Raw genomic sequence first — 18,602 nt, forward strand, 5'->3', positions numbered from 1 at the left:
TTGGCTTGCGGGCCGCCAGGCGCTAGCATTTGCTACGCCTCAGGCACATCGATCGATCATTCAGGGAACCCATGGAGCCACGCCACGCCGAGTTGACCAAGGCACTTATTCACGACATCACGAGCGGGGTCTATCCGGTCGGGTCAAGCCTGCCGGGCGAACTGGAGCTGGCCGAGAAGCACGGCGTCAGCCGGGGCACCGTGCGGGTGGCGCTGATGCGCATCCAGGAGCTAGGCCTGGTCTCGCGAAAAAAGCGCGCCGGCACCCGGGTGGAAGCCGCCGCGCCGCGCAGCAGCGAGTACATGCCCAAGCTCTCCACCATCGACGAGCTGGTGCAATACGGCGCCGCGACGCAGCGCGTGATCCACGGCGTGCGCGAGATCGTGCTGGACATCGAACTGGCCACCCGGCTGGGCTGCCCGCCGGGCTCGCGCTGGCTGCATATCGAGACCTCGCGCACCAATCCCGAAGCGCCATCGCATCCGTTGTCATGGTCCGATGTCTACGTGATGGCGGCTGACGGCGCCAAGATCCGCAAGCTGCTCAAGACAGATCCCGGCCTGATCAGCGAACTGGTTGGCAAGACTACCGGGCGCCTGGTCAAGGAAGTGCGCCAGACCGTGCGGGCGGTGGGCGTGCCCGCTGCGCTCGCGGAGGTGCTGGGCACCGCGCCCGATGCGCATGCGCTGGAATTCGTGCGGCGGTATTTCGACCAGTCGGACCGGTTGTTCGAAGTGGTGGTGAGCTTGCATCCGGCCGATCGCTTCACGTATTCGACGGTGCTGCAGCGTCAGGGCTGAGCCTTAGCCAGCCCGAAGATCGTCCGGAGACGGGTGGCCAAGGGATTTGCTTTCCGGTGGCGGGGCGTGTCATTATGTATAGACATAATTGATTCGCGCAGCCGCTGTTCGGCATGCTGCGCCCACCCCGCCATGACTGTGATCTTCCAGGAAGACGTCGTCGACACCATTGCCGACGCGCTGCAGTACGTCAGCTACTACCATCCCGCCGATTTCGTGCAGGCGCTCAAGCGCGCCTTTGCCGCCGAGCGTGCTGGCGCGGCGCGCGATGCCATCGAGCAGTTGCTGGTCAACAGCCGCATGAGCGCCGAGGCGCACCGGCCGATCTGCCAGGATACCGGCGTGGCGCAGGTTTTCATGACCGTGGGCATGGACGTGCGCTTTGCGGCGCGCGATGGCGCAGCAAAGCTGTCCGTGCAGCAGATGGTGGACGCTGCCGTGCGCCGGGGCTACACGCATAGCGCCAATCCGTTGCGCGCCACCATGGTTGGCTCGGCCCTGGGCGAGCGGCGCAACACCGGCGACAACACCCCGGGCTTCCTGCAACTGGAACTGGTGCCCGGCAACACCATCAAGATGACGGTGGTGGCCAAGGGCGGCGGCGGCGATGTCAAGGCGAAGTTCGCCACGCTCAACCCAAGCGATTCGCTGGTCGACTGGATCCTCGCCGCCATCCCGCAGATGGGCGCCGGCTGGTGCCCGCCCGGCGTGCTTGGCGTCGGGGTGGGCGGCACGCCGGAGCAGGCCATGCTGGCGGCCAAGCGCGCGTTGTTCAGCCCCATCGATATCCATGCGCTGCGCGACAAGGGGCCCGCGAACGACACCGAGCGGCTGCGGCTGGAACTGTTCGAGCGCATCAACGCGCTCGGCATCGGCGCACAGGGGCTGGGCGGGCTGGCCACCGTGCTGGATGTCAAGGTAGCCGCGCTGCCGTGTCACGCTGCAACGCTGCCGGTGGCGCTGATTCCCAATTGCGCGGCCACGCGTTTTGTCACGGTGGAACTGGATGGCTCAGGCCCCGCGCGGCTGGAGCCACCGCCTGCCGATACCTGGGATGGCATTCCCGGCGCATTGACCGCCAAGCCAGGTCGCGTGGTCGACCTGGACAATCTGGATGCCGCGCAGGTGGCGCAATGGCAGGTTGGCGAGACCTTGCGGCTGCGCGGCCGCCTGCTGACGGCGCGCGATGCCGCGCACAAGCGGCTGGTAGCCATGTTGGATGCGGGCGAGCCGCTGCCGGTGCCGCTGCGCAATCGCGCGATCTACTACGTGGGGCCGGTCGACGCAGTGGGCGACGAAGCGGTGGGCCCGGCAGGGCCTACCACGGCGACGCGCATGGACAAGTTCGTGCCGCAGTTGCTGGAGCAGACGGGCTTGCTGGTGATGATCGGCAAGGCCGAGCGCGGGCCAGTGGCCATCGAGGCCATCCGCCGCCACGGCGCGGCCTACCTGATCGCGGTGGGTGGCGCGGCCTACCTGATCTCCCGGGCGATCCGCAAGGCACGCGTGCTGGCCTTCGCAGAGTTGGGGATGGAGGCCATCTATGAGTTCGAGGTGGAGGACATGCCTGCCACAGTGGCGGTGGATGCCACAGGGCGGTCGATTCATCGGATCGTCGCGAGCTGAGGCCCGCAGCGCTCCGAGGAGCTACGCCTGGGGCCGATAGCGCCCGCGCAGCGGATCCAGCAGGCTGGTCAGGCCGTTGTGGTCGAGTTCGTGCATCAGGGCCAGCAACTGGCCGATCTCGCCCGGCGGAAAGCCTTCGCGCGCAAACCAGTTCAGGTAGGTGCCCGGCAGGCTGGCGATGACGCGGCCCTTGTACTTGCCGTAGGGCATGGTGCGGGTGAGCAGGAGTGGCAGGTGTTCGGGATTCATGGAGCGACCTCAGGCGGGCCTCGGATGGCGCCGGCAAGGGGATGTTACCAGCGTGCCGCGCCCGGTTTGCCGCCGCCGGCCGCGCCGGGGTACGATCCTGACCTCACCGCTAACGAGGACAAGCAAGATGGCAAAGCAAGGCACTGGCGCTGGCCTGAAAGGCATCGCCCTGTTCGAGGCCGCCAAGGGCGTGCTGGTGATCCTGGCGGGGCTGGGCCTGGTGGCGCTGCTGCACCGGGATGCGCAGGCGCTGGCCGAGGCCATTGTGGCCCGCTTGCACCTGAACCCGGGGAGCCGCTACCCGACCATCTTCCTGTCGCTGATGGCCCATCCGAGCGACGCGCGGCTGTGGGCCATTGGCGGATCCGCCGCGATGTACGCAGCCATGCGCCTCACGGAGGCCTACGGCCTGTGGCGTCAGCGCGTGTGGGCGAAATGGCTGGGCGTATGGTCGGGCGCGGTCTACATTCCGGTGGAACTGTACGAGGCGGTGGCGCATCCCAGCGCGATTCACATCGGGCTGGCCATCGCCAATGTACTGATCGTGGCCTACCTGGCCAACAGCATCAGGCGCAATCCGGCCGGCGCCTAGCCATCGCAGGCGCCTCCCGGCGTGGCCAGGCCAGCAATGCGCCGGCGGCCAGGCCGTACAGGTGGGCGCTGGCCACGACCGGGCCGCCCAGCCACGCGCCTGCGTCCTCGGCGGGCCCCGCCAGAATCTGCCAGCCTGCGCGCGCCGCCAGCGCGAGCAGCAGCATCGCCGCGAGGCCATCGCGGCGGGCCCGGGGCAGCAGGGCGACCATGGCAAGCCCGTAGTTGATGCCGGAGAAGCCCGCATAGCGGAGCAGATCCGGCTCGCCGGCTAGCAGCAGCAATCCTGTCATGGCCGCCAATGGCGGCACCACCTGCCAGGCGCGCATGCGCGCCGGCAGGATCGCCGCCAGCATCAGCAGGCCTGCCACGTTGAGCAGGCAATGCGTCCAGCCGAGATGCACGAAATGGCAGCTCAGCAGGCGCCAGGCCTGGCCCGCGAGCATGGCCTCGCGGTCAAAGCGCAGGGCCAGCATCAGCGCAGGCCCGGCAGCCTGGAGCGCGACCAGCGCCAGCGCCAGCAGCAGCCACCCGCCAGCGGCGCGCCGCCTGTCAACGTGCATGTCTGCGTGCCTGTCAGCGGCGCGCAACGCCGCCTGCAATGCCGCCTGCCAAGCGGCGCCATGCCGCTGCGGCCAGGGCGCCGGCCAGAACCAGCAGCATCCACGTGTCCGCCGCGCCGGTCCCGGTGTCGCCGCCCTGGCTGGCGGTGGCGCCGCCGGCATTGCCGTTGCCCGCACCGCCTTGATCACCTTCCGGCGCGAGGCTGCTGTCGCGCAGTGCGAGGTCCACCAGCACCGGGTCGTGATCGGACGAACGGTAGGCATCCGGCGCGTAGAACGACGTTTGCTGATCCGCGCTCTTGAAGGCCACCGAGTACTCCAGGGCAATGGGCTCATCCGCATTGATATGCCACTCGCTGACCGCGCGGATGCGGCTTGCCGCGGCGTCATTGGCCAGTGCGTGGTCGATGTAGCCGGCCTCGCCGCCAAAGACATAGCTATAGGCGCCGGCCCCGATGAAGCGCGCCACCATGTCGGCGTAGCCCTTGTCGGCAAAGAGGCGGATCGGGTCTTCCTTGGCGTAGCTGTTGAGGTCGCCGATCAGCAGCTTGCCGTCATCCGCGACGCCGGTGGGCGAGGTGGCAAGCCAGTCGGCGACCTTGCCGGCGGCGGCGAGGCGGGTCGGGTTCCAGCAGCTCTGGCCATCGCCCTGGTCGGCGTTGGTGCCCGTGGATCCGGTGCAGCCCTTGGACTTGAGGTGGTTGACCACCACCGTGAGCTTGCGGGACTGGCCGGGCAGGCGGAAGGTGCGGGCCAGCGGCTGGCGGTTCTTGTCGTCGATGGCCAGCGTGGCAGGCACACCCACGGGCTCCACGGTGCGGCTGTTGTAGATCAGGGCGACCTTGATGGCGTCGCCGCCGAGCTTGTCCACGCCCGGGTCGACAAAGCGCCAGTCCGCACCGAGCTTGCCGACCAGCCGCTGGATGGCGCTGAATTCGCCATAGCCGTCGTTCTCGATTTCCATCAGGCCAACGACATCGGCATTCAGCGCTTTGAGGGCGGCCACGATCTTGGCTTCCTGGCGCTCGAACTCCGCCAGCGTCTTGGCGCCGCGATTGTTCGGGTCGTCGAAGCCCGCGCCCTTGCCGTCGCCGTTGAAATAGTTCAGCACGTTGAACGAGGCCACCCGGATATCGGACTGGGCCGCGCGTGCCGGCGCGCTGGTGCGCGGGTTTGCCGTGGCCTGGAAGGCCGGGGCGGGCGCGCCGGGCACGGTCTGCAGGCGCCAGCTGCCAAAGCGCATTTCCAGCACGCCCTGCACATTGCTGACGGTGTAGCCGCCGCGCAGCGTGTTGGCCGCGCTCAGGCCCGGCGCGGGGAACGGCACGACCGCCGGGTTCTGCTTGTTCGAGCCGTCGTCGAGCACCAGGCGGTTCAGTGCGTTGGCCGCGGCCTGCGCGGCCGCGCCGGCCTTGGGCAGCGCCACATTGGTCGGCAGCGGCAGGCGGCCGTTGCTCAGCAGCACGCTGCCGTAGCGGCCCAGTTCATAAGTCTCGCTGACTGTGAGGGTTTGCGGCAGCCGCACCAGCATGCCCTCGAAGGCAGCCAGCGATTGCGCGGTCTGCGCGGGCAGCGTGATTACCGCGGGCGTGACGGTCTGGCCGTTGCCGCAAACCGCCACAGTGCTGGCGAGCGCCAGCTGCGTCTGGCCGAACTTCTCCTCGACCTTGCCAACCAGGTGGACCAGGTCGCCGGCACGGGCACTGGTCGAGGGGGCGTACACGAACAGTCCCTCGGACACGCCGGGACGGTTCTGGCGCTGGGCATCCGCCTGCTGGACGAAAAAGCCTCCGAAGCCATCCGTGCCGGGATAGTCGGCCGTCACCACCGCCTCCACGTCGACCGTCTGCCCGGCCAGCGGCGAGGTGGCGCCGGCGCCCTGGATATCGGCGATCAACGTGGCCGGGGCGCCGCACTGCGCGGTGACCGGCGGCAATGGCGCCGGCGCGTTGTTGTAGTAGCCAAGGTCGGCGAAGGCATCGGTGCCGAAGCCGTCCCACTGCAGCGCCGGATCGAAGGCCCCGGTGCTGTCGGTGTCGCCGGCGACCAGCCCGGCCTTGCGGCGCAAGGTGTTGTCCTTGGTGGTGGAGGCGCCGGTGCCCCAGGCGCCGCCGGCAGGCTGCACGCCGACCTGCCCGAAACGGTCGATCACGGTGCCCGCGCGCGTCAGTACCAGCGCGTCGTCGCCGTTGAAGGTAAATGCGATGACCTGGTTCAGGCGGCTGCCGAGTGTGGCCGCCATGCTGGTATGCGCCATCACGTAGACCGCGCCGGGTGCCAGTGTGCCGCTGAGCGTGAAGGTGCTGGTGGGCGCCGTGGCGCCGTTGTTGTATTGCTGCAGCTTGTATTGCGACAGGTCGATCGCGGTAGCATCCGGGTTGTACAGTTCGACGGCCTTGTTGTTGGAGGTGCCTTCCACGACCTCACTGATGATCAGGTCGGCATGAGCGGGCAGGGCGATGGCAAGCAGGGCGGCACTAAGGACGGACAGGCGCATGTGGGGCGGCTCGATGGGTTGGGTTTTGCAAAGTCCGTGATGCTATTGAGCGCAGGTGACAGGGGCATGAATGGCTGGCATACATTTGACCGCCTCCCCCCGGCCGCCCCGGAGAAGCACGCGGCTCACGCCCGCCAGCGCGGCAGGACGCGGCGCACAAACCAGTGCCACGCGGTGAGCGCCGTGGCGACCGCCAACGCCCAGAGCAGCCAGGGATCCGTGGCGCCAGCGCCGGCTTGCGCCTTCTCGATGGATTCCTTGCTGCCATTCGCGCCGTTGCCACCGCTGGTGCCAGTGTGAGTGCTCGTACTTCCCGCGCTGTCGTCTGTGCCCGCTGTGCCGCCCGTGGCCACGCCATCGCTGCGCATGGCAAGGTCGACCACCAGCGGGTCGTGGTCGGAAGAGCGATAGGCGTCGGGTGCATAGAAGGATTGCTGCTGCGCCTCGCTCTTGTGGGCCAGCGCATAGGCCAGGGAAATCGGCTCGTCGGCGTTGATGTGCCAATGGCGCGCCGCGAGGGTGCGGCTCGCCGCCCCCGCATCGGCGAGCGCGTGGTCGATGTAGCCGGCCTCGCCGCCAAAGACATAGCTGTAGGATGGGGTGCCGGCTTCTGCGAAGCGCGCAATCATGTCCGCATAGCCGCGCTCTGCCAGCAGGCGGATCGGGTCTTCCTGTGCGTAGCTGTTGAGGTCGCCAATCACCAGCTTGCCATCGTCCGGCACGCCGGTGGGCGAGGTGGCCAGCCAGTCGGCAATGCGGCTGGCCGCCGCCACGCGCGTGGGATTCCAGCAGCTCTGGCCATCGCGCTGGTCCGCATTGACGCCGCGGGCGTCGTTGCAGCGCTTGGATTTGAAATGGTTCACCACCACCGTAAGCTTGGCGGGATGGCCCGGCAGGCGGAAGGTGGCGGCCAGCGGCTGGCGGGTTCTCGCGCCCAGCGCCAGGGTGGCCGGCGTGCCGACGGGTTCCACGGTGCGGCTGTTGTAGACCAGTGCGACCTTGATGACGTCGCCGCCCAGTTGCTCCCGGCCAGGATGGATGAAGCGCCAGTCCGGACCGAGCTTGCCCGCGAGCCGGTGGATGGCGCTCAGCTCGCCATGGCCATTGTTTTCGATTTCCATCAGGCCGATCACGTCGGCATTCAGGCCTTGCAATGCGCTCAGGATCTTGGCTTCCTGGCGGGCGAACTCGGCAGGCGTCTTGGCGCCGCGATTGCCGGGGTCATCGAAGCCCGCACCGCGGCCGTCGCCGTTGAAGTAGTTCTCGACATTGAACGCCGCCACGCGCAGATCGGTGCGGGCGACGCGCGCCGGGGCGCCGGTGCGCGGATTGGTGCGCTGGAACGCCGGCAGCGGCGCACTGGGGAGCGGCTGGACGCGCCAGGCGTTTGCGCGCCATTCCAGCACGCCCCGCACATTGGCGACGGTGTCCCCGCCGCGCAGTGTGTTCGATGCGCTCAGGCCCGGTGCGGGATGGATGACGCGCGGCGGGTTTTGCCGGCTGTAGCCGTCGTCCAGCACCAGGCGATTGAGCGCATTGGCGGCAGCCTGTGCGGCGGCGGCTTCCCCGGGCAAGGCCACGTTGGTGGGCAGCGGCGGCCGGCCGAGGCTGAGCACCACGCTGCCGTAGCGGCCGAGCTCGAAGGTCTCGCTGACGGTGAGGGTCTGCGGCAGCCGCACCAGCATGCCCTCATAGGTCGCCAGCGAGCCCGTGTGCGGCGTGGGCAGCGTGATGGTTTCCGGAGTGACCGCCTGGCCCGCCGCGCACACCGTGGCCGGGCCGGACAGCCTAAGCCGCATCTGGCCCGCGCGCTCCTCCACCGTGCCGAGCACGCGCACCAGGTCGCCCGCCCGCGCAGCCGCGCGCGGCGCATGGACGAACATGCCCTCGGATACGCCGGGACGGCGCTGGCGCTGGGCGTCGGCCTGCTGCACGAAGAAGCCGCTGAGGCCGTCGGCGCCCGAGTAGTCGGCCGTGACCACCGCCTCCAGCGCGACCCTTCGCCCGATCGACGGCGTGCCCTCGCTTTCGTCCCGCAGGTTCGCGATCAGCGTGGCCGGCGCTCCGCATTGCGCGGTGGGAGGGGCCAGCAGCGCACGTGCCTGATCGCGATCGCCCGCGTCGGCATGCGCGGGCAAGGCAAAGCAGAGCAAGGCCAGCCAGGGTGGCAGGCAGCGCGGCAGAATGCGCGGCAGGCAGCCGTGCAGGAAAGGCTTTGGCAAGAACAGGCGCATGGATGGGTCTCCAAGGTCTCGGCGCAATGTGGGTCCGGATGGACTGCTGATGCCAAGCGTAAAACCCAGGGCCGGCTCGCGGATTGAGCCAATTCTCATACTGGGCGCGGCGCAGACTCTGCGAGAATGCAGCCTTGTCCTCAACGCAGCTGACGAGATACCGTGACTGTCCGTGCCGTAGTGTTCGATTTTGGTGGTGTGCTGTTCGACTGGAACCCGGAATACCTGTATCGCGAATTGATTCCGGATCCACAGGAGCGCGCCCGGTTCTTGTCGGAGGTGTGCTCGCCGGCGTGGAATATCCGCCAGGATGCCGGCAGGCCGCTGCACGAGGCCACCGAGTCCCTGGTGGCCGAGCATCCCGCGCAGGCCGGCCTGATCCGCGCGTTCTATGGCCGCTGGCCGCAGATGCTGCGCGGTACGCTGGCCGATGGCGTGGCCCTGCTGCAGCGCCTGCACGACGCGCAGGTGCCACTGTTCGGCCTGACCAACTGGTCCAGCGAAACGTATCCCTATGCCGAGCGTATTGGCGATTTTCTGTCATGGTTCCGCGATATCCTGGTGTCCGGCGAGGTTGGCGTGGCCAAGCCCGACCCGGCCATCTACCGGCTCATGCAGGCGCGCATCGATGCCAGCCTGCCGGGCATCGCGCCAGGAGAGCTGCTGTTCATCGACGACAACGCGGCCAATGTGGCTGCGGCAACGGCACTCGGCTGGCAGGCTGTGCATCATGCCAGCGCCGCGCAGACCGCAAGCGCGCTGCGCGCAGCGGGATTGCATTTCTAGCCAGACTAGCCAGATCGATTGCCTGGTTTGCTTGTTGCGGGCAAACCTTGTTTTCCGACCGTCATTCCGACAGTCTTACGCGCCAGAGGATTCAGGAGCCCGCCGCCATGGCATCCACACCAGAACGTCCCAAGCATTTCTCCATGATCCGCGAGTTGCATCTTGCCGATCTGTTCACACTGGGCAACGCCGCCTGCGGCATGGCATCGGTGTTTTTCGCCATGTTCTACATCGCTTCGGGTTTGCCAGCGCATTTCATGGCGGCGGCAGCGCTGGCGCCTGCGGCCTTCATTTTCGACGTGCTGGACGGGCGCATCGCGCGCTGGCGCCACCAGCATTCCGCGCTGGGCCGCGAGCTGGACTCGCTCGCCGACATCATTTCCTTCGGGGTCGGCCCGGCCACGCTGGCGTTTGCCGCGGGCATGCGCGGCGGCTGGGACATGGCGGCGCTGATCTACTTCGTCTGCTGCGGCGTGAGCCGGCTGGCACGCTTCAATGTCACCGCCGAGACCTTGTCCGAGGGCAGCGGCAAGGTAGCGTATTTCGAGGGCACGCCGATTCCCACCAGCGTGCTGCTGACTGCCGTGCTGGCCTTTTGCGCGCGGCAGGGCCGGGTGGGCGATGCGCTCTACGGCGGCGTGTGGTCGATCGGCCCTGCGGACCTGCATCCGCTCGCGCTGCTGTTCGTGCTCTCCGGCTCGCTGATGATCAGCAAGACCTTGCGCATCCCGAAGATGTAGCCCCGCGCAAGAATGGCCGCCCCCGCTCCACGCTCGCGCCGCAGGTTGGCCACTATTGCCGCAGCGACAGCCAGATCGCCTTGGGCTCGGTGAAGTTGTCGATGGCAGCGTCGCCATGCTCCCGGCCCAGCCCCGAGTCGCCGGCCCCGCCCCAGGGCAGGCGCACGTCGGTGTGGCCATAGGTGTTGATCCACACCGTGCCGGCCTTGAGCTCGGCGGCCACCTGGTGCACGCGGCCGATGTCGGCGCTCCACACGCCCGCCGCCAGGCTGAACGCGGTGCCGTTGGCGATGCGCACGGCGTCGGCCTCGTCCTCGAAGCGGATCACGCTGGCAACCGGTCCGAAAATTTCCTCCTGCGAGACCCGCATCTCGTGCCGGACGTTGGCGAATACGGTGGGCTGCACATAGTAGCCCTTGCCGCCCACGCGCTCGCCGCCGGTCACGGCGATGGCGCCTTCGCGCTTGCCGATCTCCACATAGTCCAGCACGGTCTTCATCTGCGCGGACGACACCAGCGGCCCCATGGTGGTGTCCGGCGCGGCGGGGTCTCCCACGCGGATCGAGGCGGCGCGCGCCGCCAGCTTTTCCACCACTTCGTCATAGACCTCGCGCTGCGCCAGGATGCGCGAGCCGGCCGAGCAGACTTGCCCCGCATTGAAGAAGATGCCCGAGGCGGCGGCGCGCACCGCGGCATCCACGTTGGCGTCGGCGAAGATCAGGTTGGCGGACTTGCCGCCGAGCTCCAGCGTGACGCGCTTGAAGTTGGCGGCGGCGCCTTGCATGATGCCGCGCCCCACGCCGGGCGAGCCGGTGAACGTCACCTTGTCGATGCCGGGATGGGCCACCAGCGCATTGCCCACGACGCTGCCCTTGCCGGTGACAATATTGAGCACGCCGGGCGGCAACCCGGCCTGCAGTGCCAGCTCGCCCACGCGCAGCGCGGTCAGCGGCGTGATCTCGGCGGGTTTGACGATGAGGGTGCAGCCGCAGGCCAGCGCAGGGGCGATCTTCCACATGCCGATCATCAGCGGGAAATTCCACGGCACGATGGCGGCGACCACGCCCACCGGCTCGCGCACGGTGTAGGTCAGCGCGCCGGGGCGGGTTGGCACCACCTGGCCGTTGATCTTGTCGGCCCAGCCTGCGTAATAGCGCATGGTGTCGATCACCGCCGGCATGTCCTGGCGCCGTACGGCGGCCAGCGGCTTGCCGGCATCCAGGCTTTCCAGCGCGATCAGCTCTTCCTGGTTCGCTTCCAGCAGGTCGGCAAAGCGGTACAGGATGCGGCCACGCTCGGCCGCGCGCAGGCCGCACCAGACCTTGAGCGCGGCGCGGGCGGCGGTCACGGCCAGGTCGACGTCGGCCGCGCTGCCCTGCGCGACCAGGGCGATCGGGAGCTCGGTGGCCGGATTGATGTCGGTGGAGTACTCCCCGGTGCCGGGTGGCAGGCGCTTGCCGTCGATCAGCAGGTCGTGTCTTGGCAGTTGGGGCTGCGTGCTCATGGTTGCTCCTCGCTTGGGATCGGTGACTTGGGGTCGGTGAACCTCGCGGCACGTTAGCGGAAGCAATACGGCTTGCCAGTGACGCCCGTGCCTGCTGTCACGATGCAGTGTGGGTGGGCGTTGGCACTAAGTCCAATTAATAGGACGGATTGATTAATACGAAAAAAGCATGAATCAAGACGGGATAAAAGCGGGGCAGACGCGCCCGTCAGCCTTCGGCGCGTGTTGCCCGGACCGCGGCGCCCCGGGGGATGTCCTGTCGCCAGCCGGCATTGCGCAACAGCGCCGTCATGGCTGTATGCAACTGATGCGCCACAACTGGCTTGTGCAGCAGCGCGGCACCCCCGGCATGGACGCTGCGCAGGCGGTCCGGGGCGGTATCGCCGGTGATGATGACGGTGGGAATGGCGTGTCCTAGCCGCTCGCGGATCGCCATCATGGCTTCTTGGCCGGTGCGCTCGCTGCGCAGGCGATAGTCGGCCAGCAGCAGGTCGGGCTGGAAGGCGCCAAGCGCGGCCAGCGCGTCTTCCTCGGACTCCACGGCCAGGCACACCGATTGCCAGCTCTCCAGCAGCGCCGTCATGGCGACCCGGATTTCCTGGTCGTCGTCGATCACCAGCACGCGCAATCCCTTCAGGCTCGGCTTGTGATGCAAGCCGGCGGGCTGGGTTTCGGCGCGGTCCTCAGTCAGGGGCAGGGCGAAGCGGAAGACCGATCCGCGGCCAGGCCGAGAGTTCAGCAGGATCCGGGTGGAGATGGTGCGCGCCAGCCCTTCCACGATAGCCAGGCCTAGCCCGAGGCCCTTGCGCTGGTCCCGCTCCGGATTACCCAACTGGTGGAATTCCTTGAAGATCGCGCGATGCTGGGTCATGGGAATGCCGATCCCGGTATCCCAGACCTCGATCATCGTGCGCTCACCCCGGCGGCGGCATGCCACCAGCACGCCGCCCTGGGTGGTATAGCGGATCGCATTGGCGATCAGGTTGCGCAGGATCAGCTCGACCAGCGTCGGGTCGGCGAACACCGTGGCGGTGGTATCCCGGGTCCGGTAGAACAGGCCGCGGCCGTCGGCCTGCGGCGCAAACTCGTTCTCCAGCTTGTAGAGCAAGGGCTGCAGGCGGAAGGCGCGCGGCCGGGCGGTGATCACGCCCGCGTCCACCTTGGAGAAGTCCAGCAGCGTGTTGAGCATTTCGCGCGCCGCCCCGGAGGCAGCCTCGATGTGCGTGAGCAACTGGCGCTGCTTGTCGGTGAGCTCGGAGCGGCCCAGCGTGACCACGAACAAGCCGAGCGCATGCAGGGGCTGGCGCAGGTCGTGGCTGGCCGAGGCGAGGAACACGGATTTGGCGCGGTTGGCTTCCTCGGCCTCGCGTTGGGCATATTCAGCGCGGGCTGTCTGTTCGCGCAACTGCGAGATCAGCTCCACATTGGCAAAGCGCAGCGCAATGCCGTGCCGTGCCACGCGCGCATAGTTGCGCGCAAAGATCATCAGCACCATGAGATAAAGCGGCGCGCCGAGGAACATGGGCAGGTAGGCGACGTCGCCGGTGGCGATGAAGACCGCCCAGACCGGCACGATGGCCGGGATGAAGAACCCCACGGCAACCGGCAGGCAGGCGGAGAACACCGCCAGCGCGGCCGCGCTCATGCCCGCGATCAGCGAGAGGATGCAGATCACCGTCGCGGGCGTGCTCACATCCATGTAGAGCCACGCCGCCAGTCCCCAGAGCGCGCCGATCAGCGTCAGCAGCAGCGTCATGCTGCGCGCGTAGCGCCCGGCATGGGCTTCGGCCGTGCGCTCGGGCATCAGGCGCCGCCCGAAATGCCCGGCGGCGCAGGCCAGCCCCATCGTCAGCGCCCAGGGCAACGCACCCGGATGCCCGCCGCCAAGGACCAGGCCGAGGGCCAGGATGAACGCCGCTAGCGCGCAGCCCAGCATGGCGATGCCGAAGCTCTGGTCGATCAGTTCCATTTGCGCGGCCAGCAGCCGCGGTTCGTCAAAGCGAGGGAGGAGAAACGCCATGGCTTACCTGCCCGTCTGCACCAGGCCACGGCGCTGTGCCTCCAGCACCGCCTCGACGCGGCTGACCACGCCCAGGTAATCGAGAATGGCCGCCACGTGGACGCGCACGGTGTTTTCCGAGAGCCCCAGATGATAGGCAATGATCTTGTTGGAGCGGCCCTGGCTGAGCTGGTCCAGCACCTCGAGCTGGCGCGGCGTGAGCGAGCTGGCCTGGTAGCCCTGGTACGCGTTGCCGCTGGCATGGCCATCCGGGTTGCCGCAGTCGGCGCCGGCGTTGAAGTACGTGTCACCGCGAAGGCAAGAGGCGATGGCGTCTTCGATCTCGACGCTGCCCGCGGATTTTGGCAGGAAGCCGGCAATCTCCTTGCGCGCGGCGGCGGGAATGGTTTCCAGCCCGGAGGTGCCGGACACGATCAGGATGCGCGCTGCGCAGAAGTGGCGGCGCAACACCTTGATGCCCTCGATTCCGTTGAGGCCGGGCATCTGGATATCCAGCAGGATGATATCCACGCTGGCGGCGCGGTGTTCCTCTACCGCGCCCATGACGGAGCCCGCCTCGATGATGCTCGCCACGCTTGGGCTGTCTGCCAGCACCAGGCGCAGGCCGGTGCGGAACAGGGTGTGGTCGTCGATCAGCAGCAGGTGGGCGTTGAGCATGGGTTGGGGTTGGCCGGCGCACGGCGCGCAGGCTGCGGCCGATGGAACAAGTGGAGCAAAATGTGACGCGCTGCGCCCCGGTCGAAGCGAGCGCCAAGGCGAATTGGACTCGATTATGGTGGGCTTGTCTATTTCCCCACTAAAGAGGGGAAAGGAAGGGTGGGGCGCAGCGGGGTCTGGCGTGGTGCCGCCCTGCAGATCGCCTGTGCGCTGGCGCTCGCGGGAAATGATCTGCCGCATGCGGGCGCCGGCGGCTTGGCGCAGGGATGGGCACTAGTCCAGAAGGATTATTTTGTTCGCGCACGTCTGGTGTCACCATGCACGCATGGGTGATTTCCGCGACTCGCCCATACCACTTTTGTTACCCACTACCACCCGGCAGTGGGTTTTTTTTGGCCCACGGTTTCGCGCCGCCGGATAGGCCCCCCGCCCGGGGGATGCAACCTGTTGCAGGCCGATTTGCCGATGCCTTCTTAGTTGACCGACCGGCCAGTCAGTCGATCAGCTTGCCCGCGGCATCGAAGAAAGGATGGTCTGCGCCAAAGTCACCGATCACCGCCGCGTGGCTGACCAGCCCATGCGCGGAATCCCACTGATGCAGCAGGTAGCCGGGCGGCTCCATGCGAAACCGCGAGGCCGCCTGCGGATCGAGATCGAGCGTGACCTGATGCGCGGGACCCGGCGCCGTCATGGCGATGGTGCCGCCAAAGCGGTGCGTGATGTGCCGGTGCAGGTGGCCGCACAACACGCGCTCGACGGTCGGGTGCCTGCGCACCACCGCCTCCAGCAGCGCTGCATCCTTCAGGCCCTGCTGGTCCATGTGGCCGATGCCGGTATGAAAGGGCGGGTGGTGGAGCATCAACAGCGTAGGCCTGCCAGGTTCGGCCGCGAGCGTGGCCTCGAGCCACGGCAGCGCGGCGGGATCGACCCGGCCGCCCGGCTTTCCCGGCACCGTGCAGTCGAAGGCCACCAGGCGTAGTGGCCCGGCCTCCACACTGTAGTGAACCGGCGCGTCACCGTCGCCGTTGGCGAACAGGTAATCGTGATCGGCAAACACGCGGCGCAGCGTGGCGCGGTGATCATGGTTGCCGGGCAAGAGCCGCACCGGCATCGGCAGCGTTTGCAGGATGCCGCGCAGGAAGCGGTATTCCTCCTCGGTGCCGAAGTCCACCAGGTCGCCGGTGATGACGACGGAGTCGGGCTGCTGCGGCGCCGCCAGCAGCGACGCGATGCAGCGCCGCAGCGCGCCTGCGGTGTCTACCATGCGGTAGGACAGCTTGCCGCCGGCCTTGATGTGCAGGTCGGTGATGTGGGCCAGCAGGTAGGTGCCGGCCGGGTTGTCGTTGGTGGTGTTCATGCGCAGAGCGCTTCGGGGAGCGTGATCAGGTGGCCGGTATCGAGGCGCAGGCCCACGCGGTCGCCCGCGAGCCAGCCATCGCGCCGGGTGGTGTCGACGACAAGCGGCGCCGGCGCGCCCACGTCGACCAGCAAGCGTGTGTAGTTGCCCAGGAACAGCGCGGTGACGACCGAGCCACCCAGGTGGGCATCCTCGGCCTGTGCCAGCGCGACGTCTTCGGGGCGGAACAGCAGTTCGGCGCGCGGCGAGGGCGCGGCGGCGAGGCTTGCGGCGGTGCCATGGCGTGGCACCAGGCCGCCCGGCACGCGCCAGGCATTGGCCTCCAGCACGGCCGGCAGGCGGTTCATGGTGCCGATGAAATCCGCCACGAAGGCATTGGCCGGCGCGCGGTAGATCTGCTGCGGCGTGCCGGTCTGCGCGATGCGGCCACGGTCCATCACGATGATGCGGTCGCCCAGCGCCATTGCCTCGGCCTGGTCGTGGGTGACGTAGACGGCGGTGATATGCAGGCTGCGCAGCAACTGGTTGATGTCGGCACGCAAGGCGTCGCGCAGCTTGGCGTCCAGCGCGGTCAGCGGCTCATCGAGCAGCAGCACGCGCGGCTGCACGGCAATGGCGCGGGCCAGCGCCACGCGCTGGCGCTGGCCGCCGGACAACTGGTCGATGCGCCGCTCGGCAAAAGGCCCCAGATGCATCATGGCCAGCATCTCGTCCACCCGGCGGCGGCGCGCGGCGGCGTCGATGCGGCGCACGCGCAGGCCGTAGGCGATGTTCTCCGCCACGGTCATGTTGGGGAACAGTGCGTAGCTCTGGAACACCATGCCCACGCCGCGCTGCTCGATCGGCAGCGGCGTCACATCGTTGTCGCCAAACATCACCACGCCGCCGGCGTCGGGGAACTCCAGCCCGGCGATGATGCGCAGTGTGGTGGTCTTGCCGCAGCCCGAGGGGCCGAGCAGCACCACGGTCTCGCCTGCGCCGATGTCTAGGTCGAGCGGTTGCAGCGCCAGCGTGCCGTCGGCGAAGGTCTTGCCGCAGTGGCGCAGCGTGATGGTGGTCGGTTCATGCATGGCGGGCCTCGGAAGTGGAGAGCGGATCGGTGCCGGGGATCGTTCTGGCGTCGACGCCGTCGGCAAGCGGCTGGTGCTTGCGGGCGCGCGCGCCCAGCGCGGACAAGCCCTGCATCAGCACCAGCAGCGGGATGATCATGAAGAAAAACACGATGGTGTAGGCCGAGCCGATCTCCAGCCGCATCGAGGCGTAGCTGTCGGCCAGCCCCACGGGCAGCGTCTGCGTGGTGGGCGTATGCAGCATCCAGGTCAGGTTGAACTCCCCCACCGACAGCGTTACCACCATCAGCGCCCCGGCCAGGATGCCCTGGCGGCAGTTCGGCAGCACCACGGTGAAGAAGCGCTGCAGGCGGTTTGCGCCCAGGCTGGCGGCAGCGTCCTCCAGCGTGCGGATATCGATGGCCGACATGATGGCCAGCACCGAGCGCACCATGAACGGCAACGTAAACAGCACATGGCCCACGAGGATAAACACCCAGCTCGTGCGGAACGCCTGCCAGCCACCATAGAGCAGGATCAGCCCAAGCGCGGTGGCCAGCCCTGGCACCGCCACCGGCAGCATCAGCAGCTCCTCGATCAGGCGCGTCACGCGCCCGCGCCGCAGCGCCATGTAGTAGGCCGCGGGCACGCCCAGCACCAGGGTGCAAGCCAGGCATGCCAGGGCAATGCCCAGCGACAGGAAGATGGTGTTGCGGTAGAGCGCCCACACCTCTACCAGCCAGCGCGTGGTGAGGCCGCTGGACACGCCGACAAAGATGTTGTTGGTGAGGCCGGCCAGCACGGACAGCACCACCGGTACCACCATGAACAGGCATACCAGAAGGGTAAGCGCGAGCTGCAGCCAGTAGGCATTGCCGCGGCGGGAAGACGTCATCATGGGTAGCCTCAGGCAGTAGCGGCGACAGCGTCGCCCGAGAACCAGCGCGCCACCGCCAGCAAGGCCCAGGTGACCGTGCCGAGCAGCAGGGACAGTGCGGCGGCCATGCCGAAGTTGGCGTAGTTGGTGAACTCGTTGTAGATGGTCAGCGGCAAGACATCGAGCTGCGTGGCCAGCGTGAAGGCCGTGCCGAAGGCGCCCATGCTGGTGGCGAAGCAGATCGCGCCGCTGGAAATCATGGCCGGCATCAGCGCGGGCAACATCACGTCGCGCACCACGCGCCAGCGGCCCGCGCCGAGCGATCGGGCGGCTTCTTCCAGCGATGCGTCGAGCTTGGCAACGGCTGCCATCACCGTCAGGATCACGCGCGGGATGGAGAAGTACAGGTAGCCGACGAACAGGCCGGCGAGACCGTACGCAAAGGTCCAGCGGTCTCCCACCAGCCAGTCGCCCACCATGGCGAGCAGGCCGTTGCGCCCGCCCAGCATGATGACCATGAAGCCGATGACAACGCCGGGGAAGGCGAGCGGGAACGTCAGCATGGCGACCAGCAGAGCCGTTCCGGGCACGGCGTTGCGCTCCAGGAAGGTGCCGGTGATGCCGGCGATGATCAGGGTGGCCAGCGTGACCGTTGCCGATAGCAGCACGGTGACCATCAGGCTGTGCAGATAGCGCTCGCTTGAGATGACGGTCCAGTAAACGCTCGCGCCTTTTTCACCCGTGACGCTGATCGCCAGCAGCTTTGCCATGGGCAGGCAGAAGAAGGCGAAGAAGACGATCAGGGCCGGGAGGGCGAAGAGGAGGAGTGGGGGGCTTCGTTTAGGCATGATGGGTTTGCTTTTTCCCGGGGTGGGTGAGGATCAGCTTCAACGTTGATGGCTTGGGTTCAATGGGGGGACTGCTTAACTTCAACTTCAACTTCAACTTCAACTGCAGTTTCACCACGCCTGCGGCGCGGCGACTGTGGTGGTCAAGTAAACCTGGACACTTTCTCAGGCAGCTTCCACCTTTAAATCCTCGTACTCGGCCGG

Annotated in this window: 17 protein-coding genes; 5 read left to right on the forward strand and 12 right to left on the reverse strand. The window is 67.9% G+C overall.

Going from position 1 to position 18,602, the window contains the following annotated elements:
- The first annotated feature begins 71 nt into the window (after positions 1–71).
- Both AC07XB_RS20280 and AC07XB_RS20285 read left to right on the forward strand, forming a co-directional pair.
- Positions 72–800 carry a GntR family transcriptional regulator gene (locus AC07XB_RS20280; protein ID WP_492829588.1) on the forward strand — a complete coding sequence of 243 codons (729 nt, stop codon included), beginning with the start codon at positions 72–74 and terminating at the stop codon, positions 798–800.
- Positions 801–932: 132 nt separating this feature from the next.
- On the forward strand, positions 933–2,426 hold the full coding sequence (locus AC07XB_RS20285; protein ID WP_492807113.1) for a fumarate hydratase: 1,494 nt from the start codon (positions 933–935) through the stop codon (positions 2,424–2,426).
- Positions 2,427–2,447: 21 nt separating this feature from the next.
- On the opposite strand, the gene AC07XB_RS20290 is transcribed toward AC07XB_RS20285, so the two are convergent.
- Positions 2,448–2,675: a DUF3820 family protein gene (locus AC07XB_RS20290; RefSeq protein ID WP_043354709.1), complete on the reverse strand. Its 228-nt coding sequence runs from the start codon at positions 2,673–2,675 to the stop codon at positions 2,448–2,450.
- Between the two features lie 127 nt (positions 2,676–2,802).
- Between AC07XB_RS20290 and AC07XB_RS20295 the strand changes: the two genes are divergently transcribed.
- Positions 2,803–3,267 carry a DUF2127 domain-containing protein gene (locus AC07XB_RS20295; protein WP_492375190.1) on the forward strand — a complete coding sequence of 155 codons (465 nt, stop codon included), beginning with the start codon at positions 2,803–2,805 and terminating at the stop codon, positions 3,265–3,267.
- Here the strand turns inward: AC07XB_RS20295 and rrtA are convergent.
- The 3 genes from rrtA to AC07XB_RS20310 all read right to left on the reverse strand — a co-directional run bounded on the left by rrtA (position 3,242) and on the right by AC07XB_RS20310 (position 8,560).
- Positions 3,242–3,829: a rhombosortase gene (gene rrtA / locus AC07XB_RS20300; protein ID WP_492829590.1), complete on the reverse strand. Its 588-nt coding sequence runs from the start codon at positions 3,827–3,829 to the stop codon at positions 3,242–3,244. The two genes, AC07XB_RS20295 and rrtA, sit on opposite strands and share 26 nt — an antisense overlap.
- A gap of 13 nt (positions 3,830–3,842) precedes the next feature.
- Positions 3,843–6,326: an ExeM/NucH family extracellular endonuclease gene (locus AC07XB_RS20305; RefSeq protein WP_492829592.1), complete on the reverse strand. Its 2,484-nt coding sequence runs from the start codon at positions 6,324–6,326 to the stop codon at positions 3,843–3,845.
- Positions 6,327–6,451: 125 nt separating this feature from the next.
- Positions 6,452–8,560, reverse strand: a complete 2,109-nt coding sequence (locus AC07XB_RS20310; protein ID WP_492829594.1) for an ExeM/NucH family extracellular endonuclease — start codon at positions 8,558–8,560, stop codon at positions 6,452–6,454.
- A gap of 162 nt (positions 8,561–8,722) precedes the next feature.
- Between AC07XB_RS20310 and AC07XB_RS20315 the strand changes: the two genes are divergently transcribed.
- Both AC07XB_RS20315 and pssA read left to right on the forward strand, forming a co-directional pair.
- Positions 8,723–9,346, forward strand: coding sequence for an HAD family hydrolase (locus AC07XB_RS20315; protein WP_492807118.1), 624 nt, complete (start codon positions 8,723–8,725; stop codon positions 9,344–9,346).
- A 107-nt stretch (positions 9,347–9,453) separates the two neighbouring features.
- Positions 9,454–10,086 carry a CDP-diacylglycerol--serine O-phosphatidyltransferase gene (gene pssA, locus AC07XB_RS20320; RefSeq protein WP_492807120.1) on the forward strand — a complete coding sequence of 211 codons (633 nt, stop codon included), beginning with the start codon at positions 9,454–9,456 and terminating at the stop codon, positions 10,084–10,086.
- A 52-nt stretch (positions 10,087–10,138) separates the two neighbouring features.
- Here the strand turns inward: pssA and AC07XB_RS20325 are convergent, their stop codons facing one another.
- The 8 genes from AC07XB_RS20325 to AC07XB_RS20360 all read right to left on the reverse strand — a co-directional run.
- Entirely contained in the window at positions 10,139–11,590 is a 1,452-nt protein-coding gene (locus tag AC07XB_RS20325) for an aldehyde dehydrogenase family protein (protein WP_492829596.1), read from the reverse strand.
- 208 nt (positions 11,591–11,798) lie between these two features.
- Positions 11,799–13,610, reverse strand: coding sequence for an ATP-binding response regulator (locus AC07XB_RS20330; RefSeq protein ID WP_492375197.1), 1,812 nt, complete (start codon positions 13,608–13,610; stop codon positions 11,799–11,801).
- A gap of 3 nt (positions 13,611–13,613) precedes the next feature.
- Entirely contained in the window at positions 13,614–14,267 is a 654-nt protein-coding gene (locus AC07XB_RS20335) for a response regulator (RefSeq protein WP_492829598.1), read from the reverse strand.
- A gap of 493 nt (positions 14,268–14,760) precedes the next feature.
- Positions 14,761–15,624, reverse strand: a complete 864-nt coding sequence (locus AC07XB_RS20340; protein ID WP_492807124.1) for a phosphodiesterase — start codon at positions 15,622–15,624, stop codon at positions 14,761–14,763.
- Complete coding sequence (locus tag AC07XB_RS20345; protein WP_492375200.1) at positions 15,621–16,694, reverse strand: ABC transporter ATP-binding protein; 1,074 nt, start codon at positions 16,692–16,694, stop codon at positions 15,621–15,623. The genes AC07XB_RS20340 and AC07XB_RS20345 overlap by 4 nt, the downstream gene beginning before the upstream one ends.
- Entirely contained in the window at positions 16,687–17,568 is an 882-nt protein-coding gene (locus AC07XB_RS20350; protein ID WP_492829614.1) for an ABC transporter permease, read from the reverse strand. Before AC07XB_RS20350 ends, AC07XB_RS20345 begins: the two co-directional genes overlap by 8 nt.
- 11 nt (positions 17,569–17,579) lie before the next feature.
- Positions 17,580–18,398, reverse strand: coding sequence for an ABC transporter permease (locus tag AC07XB_RS20355; protein WP_492829600.1), 819 nt, complete (start codon positions 18,396–18,398; stop codon positions 17,580–17,582).
- Positions 18,391–18,602: hypothetical protein (locus AC07XB_RS20360; RefSeq protein ID WP_494752801.1), on the reverse strand; the 212-nt coding region annotated here is incomplete at its 5' end. The genes AC07XB_RS20355 and AC07XB_RS20360, both read right to left, overlap by 8 nt.

The organism is Cupriavidus sp. GW821-FHT02F09, assembly GCF_059421605.1.